General features: G+C 67.0%; 7 protein-coding genes. 5 read left to right on the top strand and 2 right to left on the bottom strand.

Features of this window, described 5'->3' with window-relative positions; genetic code table 11:
- The 5 genes from SGR02S_RS17830 to SGR02S_RS17810 form a co-directional block, all read left to right on the top strand.
- On the top strand, nucleotides 1-458 hold a 458-nt coding region (locus SGR02S_RS17830; RefSeq protein ID WP_156483123.1), incomplete at its 5' end, for an HlyD family secretion protein.
- A gap of 66 nt (nucleotides 459-524) precedes the next feature.
- Nucleotides 525-2069, top strand: coding sequence for a DHA2 family efflux MFS transporter permease subunit (locus SGR02S_RS17825; protein ID WP_067113183.1), 1545 nt, complete (start codon nucleotides 525-527; stop codon nucleotides 2067-2069).
- A gap of 48 nt (nucleotides 2070-2117) precedes the next feature.
- Complete coding sequence (locus tag SGR02S_RS17820) at nucleotides 2118-4001, top strand: ABC-F family ATP-binding cassette domain-containing protein (RefSeq protein WP_067113181.1); 1884 nt, start codon at nucleotides 2118-2120, stop codon at nucleotides 3999-4001.
- A gap of 160 nt (nucleotides 4002-4161) precedes the next feature.
- Nucleotides 4162-5253 (top strand): 4-hydroxyphenylpyruvate dioxygenase, encoded by a 1092-nt coding sequence (gene hppD, locus SGR02S_RS17815; RefSeq protein WP_067113177.1) that lies wholly within the window; start codon nucleotides 4162-4164, stop codon nucleotides 5251-5253.
- Nucleotides 5250-5798 carry a VOC family protein gene (locus SGR02S_RS17810; protein ID WP_067113174.1) on the top strand — a complete coding sequence of 183 codons (549 nt, stop codon included), beginning with the start codon at nucleotides 5250-5252 and terminating at the stop codon, nucleotides 5796-5798. The genes hppD and SGR02S_RS17810 overlap by 4 nt, the downstream gene beginning before the upstream one ends.
- Nucleotides 5799-5950: 152 nt before the next feature.
- On the opposite strand, the gene SGR02S_RS17805 is transcribed toward SGR02S_RS17810, so the two are convergent.
- Both SGR02S_RS17805 and purH read right to left on the bottom strand, forming a co-directional pair.
- Complete coding sequence (locus tag SGR02S_RS17805; RefSeq protein ID WP_067113185.1) at nucleotides 5951-6601, bottom strand: YqaA family protein; 651 nt, start codon at nucleotides 6599-6601, stop codon at nucleotides 5951-5953.
- Nucleotides 6602-6815: 214 nt separating this feature from the next.
- Nucleotides 6816-8408: a bifunctional phosphoribosylaminoimidazolecarboxamide formyltransferase/IMP cyclohydrolase gene (purH, locus tag SGR02S_RS17800; RefSeq protein ID WP_067113172.1), complete on the bottom strand. Its 1593-nt coding sequence runs from the start codon at nucleotides 8406-8408 to the stop codon at nucleotides 6816-6818.
- Nucleotides 8409-8676: the final 268 nt, after the last annotated feature.

Here is an 8676-nt window from a genome sequence, read left to right as displayed (position 1 = left end):
CGGCGGCGCAGGCGCGGCTCGACAAGGCGCGGCTCGACCTCGAACGCACGGTGATCCGCGCGCCGGTCGACGGCATCGTCACCAACAGGCAGGTGCAGGTCGGCCAGCGGATCGCCGCGGGCGCGCCGATCATGGTCGTGGTCCCGATCGACACCGCCTATGTCGACGCCAATTTCAAGGAAAGCCAGTTCCGGCGCATCCGCATCGGCCAGCCGGTCGAGCTGACCTCCGACTATTATGGCGGCGACGTCGTCTATCGCGGCAAGGTGGTCGGCATCGCGGGCGGCACCGGCGCGGCCTTTTCGCTGATCCCGGCGCAGAATGCGACGGGCAACTGGGTGAAGGTGGTACAGCGCCTGCCGGTGCGCATCGCGCTCGACGCCGCGCAGCTGCGCAAGCACCCGCTGCGCGTCGGCCTGTCGATGGAAGCGACGATCGACACGCGCGGGGACGATTGATGCTCGGACGCCTTCGACATGACTTCGCTTCGCTTTCCATGACGAGGTTCGGGGCGGGACGATAATATGGCCAGCGCCGCCACCGCATCGCTTCCGGCCGAGCCGCAACCGCTGAAGGGCGTGCGGCTGCTCGCCGCGGCGTTCGCGCTGGCGCTCGCCAATTTCGTCGTGGTGCTCGACAGCACCATCGCCAATGTGTCGGTGCCGCATATCGCCGGCGGGCTCGCCGTGTCGCCGACGCAGGGGACGTGGGTCATCACCAGCTATGCGGTCGCCGACGCGATCAGCGTGCCGCTCACCGGCTGGCTCGCGGCGCGCTTCGGTACCGTGCGCTGGTTCCTGATCTCGATCATGGGCTTCGGCCTGTTCTCCTTCCTGTGCGGCGTGTCGCGCACGCTCGACGCGCTGATCCTCTTCCGCATCCTGCAGGGGCTGTCGGGTGGGCCGCTGATGCCGCTGTCGCAGATATTGCTGCTGCGCATCTTCCCGAAGGAAAAGGCGGGGATCGGACTCGCCATCTGGGCGATGACGACGACGACTGCGCCGATCCTCGGCCCGATCCTCGGCGGCCTGATCAGCGACAACTGGAACTGGCCGTGGATTTTCTTCATCAATCTGCCGGTCGTCGCGCTCTGCGCCTTCGGGGTCGGTAGCCTGCTCGGCGCGTTCGAGACGAAACGGGTCAAGGCGCGGATCGACGTGATCGGCCTGATCCTGCTGGTGGTGTCGGTCGGCGCCTTCCAGACCATGCTCGACACCGGCCGCGAGCACGACTGGTTCGGATCGACGTGGATCGTCGCGCTGGCGATCGTCTCGGCGATCAGCTTCGTCGCCTTCATCATCTGGGAATTCACCGACGCGAACCCGGTCGTCGACCTGCGCGTCTTCCGCTTCCGCGGGTTCAGCTTCGCGACATTGGCGATATCGCTCGGTTTCGGGGCTTTCTTCGCACAGGTCGTGCTGACGCCTTTGTGGCTCCAGCAGATGGTGGGCTATACCGCGACCGATACTGGCTATGTCGTCGCCTGGCTGGGCGTGTTCGCGGTGCTGCTGTCGCCGGTCGCGGCGGCGTCGATCGACAAGATCGACATCCGCATCTCCATCTCCGCCGGGATCGTCTGGATGGCCTTCGTGTCGATCCTGCGCGCGGGCTGGAACGCCGACGTCGATTACTGGACGCTCGCTCTGCCGCACCTGTTGCAGGGGATGGGCATGCCCTTCTTCTTCGTCGGGCTGACCGCGCTCGCGCTCAGTTCGGTCCCCGAAAAGGATCAGACGTCGGCGGCGGGGCTGATGAGCTTCCTGCGCACGCTCAGCGGGGCGATCGGCACCGCGGTCGCGACCACCGCATGGGATGATTCGACGCGTGTTTCGCGGTCGGAGATCGTGCCCGCGCTCAACGATCCCGCTGGCGCCATGGACATATTGCAGGGCGGCGGCCTGACATTCGAACAGGCGCGCGCGGCGCTCGACCGGCTGGTCGAGGTGCAGGCGGCAACGATCGGCGTCATCCACATTTTCCTCGCCTCGGCCGCGGTGTTCATCATTGCCGCCCTTGCGGTCTGGTGCGCGCCGCGCCCCCGCCACGTGTCGATGGGCGCGTCGCACTGAGCGGCATGCGCTTGGGTTGGCCGCCCGGCTATGCTAGGCGGCGCGCCCATGTTGACGATCAACGGCCTTACCGTGCGCCTCGGCGGGCGCACCATCCTCGACCGCGCGAGCGCGAGCCTGCCGGCGAAGAGCCGGACCGGGCTGATCGGGCGCAATGGCGCCGGCAAATCGACACTGATGAAGGCGATGATCGGCCAGATCGAGGCCGATGAGGGCGGGATCGAGATGCCGCGTCGCACGCGCGTCGGCTATATCGCGCAGGAGGCGCCGAGCGGCACCGCGACGCCGTTCGAGACCGTACTGGCCGCCGACGGCGAACGCGCCGCCCTGCTCGCGGCATCGGAGACCGAGACTGATCCCGACCGGCTCGGCGACATCCACGAGCGGCTGATCGCGATCGACGCCTATACCGCGCCCGCGCGCGCCGCGCGCATCCTGATCGGCCTGGGTTTCGACGAGGCGATGCAGGCGCAGCCGCTCGACAGCTTTTCGGGCGGGTGGAAGATGCGCGTCGCGCTCGCGGCGCTGCTCTTCTCCAACCCCGACCTGCTGCTGCTCGACGAGCCGTCGAACCACCTCGACCTCGAAGCGACGATGTGGCTCGAAAGCTTCCTCAGAAGCTATCCGGGGCAGCTCGTCGTGATCAGCCACGAGCGCGACCTGCTCAACAATGTCGTCGATCATATCCTGCATCTGGAAGGCGGGAAGGTGACGCTCTATCCGGGCGGCTACGACGCGTTCGAGCGCCAGCGCGCCGAGCGCGCGGCGCAGCTGGCGGCGGCGAAGGCGGCGCAGGACGCGCAGCGCGCGCGGCTGGTCGACTATATCGCGCGCAACAGCGCCCGCGCCTCGACCGCGAAGCAGGCGCAGTCGCGCGCCAAGCAGCTCGCGCGGATGCAGCCGATCGCCGCGCTTACCGAGGACCCGAGCCTGGTGTTCGATTTCCCGAGTCCGGCGGACGAACTGAAGCCGCCGCTGATCACGCTCGATCTTGCCAGCGTCGGCTATGCGCCGGGCGAGCCGGTGCTGAGCCGGCTCAACCTGCGCATCGACCCCGACGACCGCATCGCGCTGCTCGGGCGCAACGGCAACGGCAAGACGACGCTCGCGCGGCTGCTCGCGGCGCAGCTTCAGCCGATGGACGGCGCCATGGCCGCGTCGGGCAAGATGCGCGTCGGCTATTTCACCCAATATCAGGTCGAGGAACTCGACGGTGCCGATACGCCGCTCGGCCACATGACGCGCGTGATGGCGGGCAAGACGCCGGGTGCGGTGCGCGCGCAGCTCGGGCGCTTCGGTTTCTCGGGAAACCGGGCGACGACCGAGGTCGCGAAGCTGTCGGGCGGCGAGCGCGCGCGGCTGGCGCTGGCGCTGATCACGCGCGAGGCGCCGCACCTGCTGATCCTCGACGAACCGACCAACCACCTCGACGTCGACGCGCGCGAGGCGCTGGTGCAGGCACTGAACGGCTATGACGGCGCGGTGCTGATCGTCAGCCACGACCGTCACATGCTCGAACTGTCGGCCGACCGGCTGGTGCTCGTCGACGGCGGCACGGCGCGCGATTTCGACGGCAGCATCGACGATTATGTCGCCTTCATCCTCGGCAGGGGCGCAGCCGACGAGGCGAAGACCGCGCCGGCGAAGCCGAAGGACGCAAAGCTGGCGCGGCAGGAAGCGGCAAAGGCGCGCGAGGCGCAGGCGGCGCTGCGCAAGTCGGCGAAGGACCTCGAAGCGCAGGCGGCCAGGCTTTCGGCGCGAATTTCGGCGATCGACCGCGCAATGTTCGACCCCGCGAGCGCCGATCCCGCGCTCGTCAAGCTGACGATGGGCGACCTCGCGCAGCGTCGCGGCAAGCTCGCCGCCGAACTCGAAAGTGTCGAGGCGGCCTGGATGGAGGCGCTCGAGGCGATCGAAACGGCGGCGGCCTGACGGGTCGGGTCGCGCCGCCGTTCAGCAATTTGGCGCAGAGGCCGCAGAGAAGGAAAGCTCACGCTGCTTTCAAACGACGCCGCCATGATAGAAGCCCCGCATTGACTCCCCCGCCGCCGCCCATCATAATGGTTTCAATTGTAACCATAAGGGATGGACCATGGCCGATCTGTTCGAAAATCCGCTGGGGCTCGACGGCTTCGAATTCGTCGAATTCTCGGCGCCCGAGAAGGGGATTCTCGAGCCGGTGTTCGAACGCATGGGCTTCACGCAGATTGCGCATCATCGGTCGAAGGACGTGATATTGTGGCGGCAGGGCGACATCAACCTGATCGCCAATTACGAGCCGCGCTCGCCCGCCGCCTATTTCGCCGCCGAACATGGCCCGTCGGCGTGTGGCATGGGGTGGCGCTGCCGCGATGCGGCGAAAGCCTATGCCGAAGCGATCGCGCGCGGTGCCGAGCCGGTCGAGGTGCGCACCGGGCCGATGGAATTGCGCCTGCCCGCCATACGCGGCATCGGCGGTTCGATCATCTATCTGATCGACCGTTACGGCGACGGCCTTAGCATCTACGACATCGATTTCGTCTATGAAGACGGCGGCGCCCGCCATCCCGAAGGCGCGGGGCTCAAGGTGATCGACCACCTGACGCACAATGTCTACGGCGGGCGGATGGCGCATTGGGCGGCGTTCTACGAGCGCATCGCGGGCTTCCGCGAAATCCGCTATTTCGACATCAAGGGCGAATATACCGGCCTGACCTCGAAGGCGATGACCGCGCCCGACGGCAAGATCCGCATCCCGCTCAACGAGGAAGGCGCGGGCGGCGGCGGCCAGATCGAGGAATATCTGCGCGCCTATAATGGCGAGGGCATCCAGCATATCGCCTTCGCCTGCGACGACCTCTATGCCGCGTGGGACAAGCTCGCCGCGCTCGGCAATCCCTTCGCGCCGTCGCCGCCGGAAACCTATTACGAACTGCTCGCCGAACGGCTGCCCGGCCATGGCGAGCCGGTCGAGGAACTGAAGGCGCGCGGCATATTGCTCGACGGTTCGACGCAGGAAGGCGATCCGCGCCTGCTGCTCCAGATTTTCGGCCAGACGGTGATCGGCCCGGTCTTCTTCGAATTCATCCAGCGCAAGAAGGACGAAGGCTTCGGCGAAGGCAATTTCACCGCGCTGTTCAAGTCGATGGAACTCGACCAGATTCGCCGCGGCGCGCTCGATGTCGCAAAGGAGCCTGCCGAATGACGAGCCCGATCAAACTCGGCGGCGTCCACCATGCCGCCTATCGCTGCAAGGACGCGAAGGAGACGGTCGAATGGTACGAGCGCATGCTCGGCATGACCTACACCACCGCCTTCGCCGAGGATCATGTGCCGTCGACCGGCGAATATGATCCCTACATGCACGTCTTTCTCGACGCGGGGGGCGGCAATGTCCTCGCCTTCTTCGAATTGCCGAACCAGCCCGAAATGGGCCGCGACGAAAACACCCCGGCGTGGGTCCAGCATCTGGCGTTCAAGGTCGGCAGCCATGACGAACTGGTAGCGGCGAAGGCGCATCTCGAGGCTCATGGCGTCGACGTGCTCGGGCCGACGCATCATGGCATCTTCCGGTCGATCTATTTCTTCGACCCCAACGGCCACCGCATCGAACTGGCGTGCGACATCGGCACCGACGAACAATATGCCGAACTGCGCCGCGTCGCGCCGCTGATGCTCGACGAATGGAGCCGGACGAAGAAGGCGCCGCGCCACGCCGACTGGCTGCATCAGCCACCCGCGAACGAGTAGGTTTCCTTCTTCCCCTCCCGCCTGCGGGAGGGGCAGCGAGAGTTGCGAGCTTGCTCGCTACTCGCAGCGGGGTGGGCAATTGCACCGCTGCTGGCCCACCCCCGACCCCTCCCGCCTGCGGGAGGGGAGAGATATGACAGCCACTGGCGGCCTTATTTCCGGTCCAGCCCGATGCTTTCGAACGTCGCGCCGCTGCATTTGTCGGCGGTCTTGTCACCGCCGCCCGACAGGGCGCCGATGACCAGGAAACCGGCAACCACCGCGACGAGGAATGCGCCCGCGACCCAAGCGAGATATTTGTCGATGAATGCCTTGATCGGCGCCCCGAACAGCCGGAACAGGATGCCGACCAGCATGAAGGAAAAAGCCCGGCTGGCCAGGCTCGCCCACAGGAAGGTGAACGGGTTCATGTGGATGAAGCCGGCGGTAATCGTCAGCAGCTTGAACGGGATCGGCGTCGCCCCCTTCACCAGGATGATCTCCGCCCCGTAATCGCGCAGGTAGCAGGCGGCTGCCGGGAAACTGTCGGTGAGTCCCAGCGCCGCGAGCAGCCATAGCCCGACGCTCTCATACAGGAAATAGCCAATCCCATAGCCGAAGCAGCCGCCCGCGACCGAGGCGAGGGTGCAGATCAGCGCATAGCGCACCGCTTTCCTCGGTTCGGCGAGACACATCAGCCCGAGCATCGGATGCGGCGGGATCGGAAAGAAGCTCGCCTCGACGAAGGCGACCAGCGCCAGCCAATATTCGGCGTGCGGATGCGCCGATTTCTCCATGGTCCAGGCATAGAGATTCTGGATCATGGACTTGTTGCGAGGGACGGCGGTCATGCTGGTCCTTGTTGCCGGGTCAGGATGACCACCGCCTCCCTATGCCGTTCGCGACGGGCGAAATAAAGCCCCAAGCATGCCCCGTCGCCCCAGCGAAAGCCGGGGCCGCTGGCGGTTTGCTCTCCGACGCCCGAACAAGGACGATAGCGGCCCCGGCCTGCGCCGGGGCGACGATCTTCCTGCGGAATCAATGCCGGAAATGCCGCATCCCGGTAAACAGCATCGCCAGCCCCGCCTCGTTCGCGGCGGCGATCACCTCGTCGTCGCGGATCGAGCCGCCCGGCTGGATCACGCAGGTCGCCCCGGCCTCGGCGGCGGAGATCAGGCCGTCGGCGAAGGGGAAGAAGGCGTCGCTGGCGACCGCGCTGCCGACGGTGCGGGGTTCGCTCCAGCCGTTCGCCTCGGCCGCCTCGCGCGCGCGGACGGCGGCGATGCGCGACGAATCGCGGCGATTCATCTGCCCCGCGCCGATACCCGCGGTCGCGCCGCCCTTGGCATAGACAATCGCGTTCGACTTCACATGCTTGGCGATCGTCCAGGCGAACAGCGCGTCGGCGAGTTCCGCGTCGCTCGGCGTGCGCGTCGTGACGACTTTCAGATCGTCCTTCGTGATCCGGCCGTTGTCGCGGGTCTGCGCGAGCCAGCCGCCGGCGATCGTCTTCATCATCAGGCCGCCGCGCGCCGGGTCGGGCAGTTCGCCGGTCAGCAGCAGGCGCAGATTCTTCTTTTTCGCGAAGATCGCGCGCGCGTCGGCGTCGGCGTCGGGGGCGACGACCACCTCGGTGAAGATGCTAGCGATCGCTTCCGCCGTCGCGCCGTCGAGCGGCCGGTTGAGCGCGACGATGCCGCCGAAGGCCGAGACGCTGTCGCAGGCGAGCGCCGCGTCCCACGCCGCGGTCAGCGTCGCGGCGGTCGCGACGCCGCACGGATTGGCATGCTTGACGATGACGCAGGTTGGATCGGCCTCGCGGAACTCGGCGACAAGGTCGAGCGCGGCGTCGGCGTCGTTGATGTTGTTGTAGCTGAGCGCCTTGCCCTGCACCTGCTCGGCCTGCGCGATGCCGCGCGACGCGGGGCCGGCGGGAAGGTAGAGCGCCGCCTGCTGGTGCGGATTTTCGCCATAGCGCAGTTCGGCCGACAGCGTCGCGGTCAGCGGCAGCGTGTCGGGGAACAGCTTGCCCTGGTCGGCGAAGGCGAACCACTGCGCGATCATTCCGTCATAGGTCGCGGTATGGGCAAAGGCGGTCGCGGCGAGCCGCTTGCGCAGAGCGAGGGTGGTCGCACCGTCGTTGGCGTCCAGTTCCTCGATCAGCGCGGCATAATCCTGCGGCTCGGTGACGATGCCGACGAAGGCGTGGTTCTTCGCCGCCGAACGCACCATCGCCGGGCCGCCGATGTCGATATTCTCGATGATCTCCTCGCGCGGCGCGCCTTTCGCGACGGTGGCGGCGAAGGGATAGAGGTTGACGACGACCAGGTCGATGCCGCCGATGCCGTGCGCGTCCATCGCGGCGACGTGAGCGGCGTCGTCGCGCACCGCGAGGATGCCGCCGTGCACGGTCGGATGCAGCGTCTTGACGCGCCCGTCCATCATCTCGGGAAAGCCGGTGAGGTCGGCGACGTCGAGGACCGCGTGCCCCGCGTCGCGCAGCGCCTTTGCGGTGCCGCCGGTCGACACCAGCTCGACTCCATGGCGACCGAGCGCGGCAGCCAGATCGGCGAGGCCCGCCTTGTCGCTGACGGAAAGGAGCGCACGGCGGACGGGAACGAGATCGGTCATGGGGGAGCCTCGGCTGGGGATGGAAGGAGTCGCCGTCGCCCTAGGCCCGTGATCGCCGTTGGGCAAGGTTTTGGAAGTATCAGGCGGCGGCGCGGAGAAGGAAGTTCGCGCAGGGGCGCAGAAGAAAATGGAAGGCCTTTATGTCATTTGCTGGACCGGCAAGCCATAAATCCGACCCGGTCGCCCTGAGCTTGTCGAAGGGTCGTTCTTTCTTTCAGTGGGCAAGAAGAAGGACGGTGCTTCGACAAGCTCAGCACGAACGGAGTGG

Origin of the sequence: Sphingopyxis granuli NBRC 100800 (assembly GCF_001591045.1) — a bacterium.
Lineage (GTDB): Bacteria > Pseudomonadota > Alphaproteobacteria > Sphingomonadales > Sphingomonadaceae > Sphingopyxis > Sphingopyxis granuli.
This window is presented reverse-complemented; position numbering and strand designations above follow the sequence as displayed.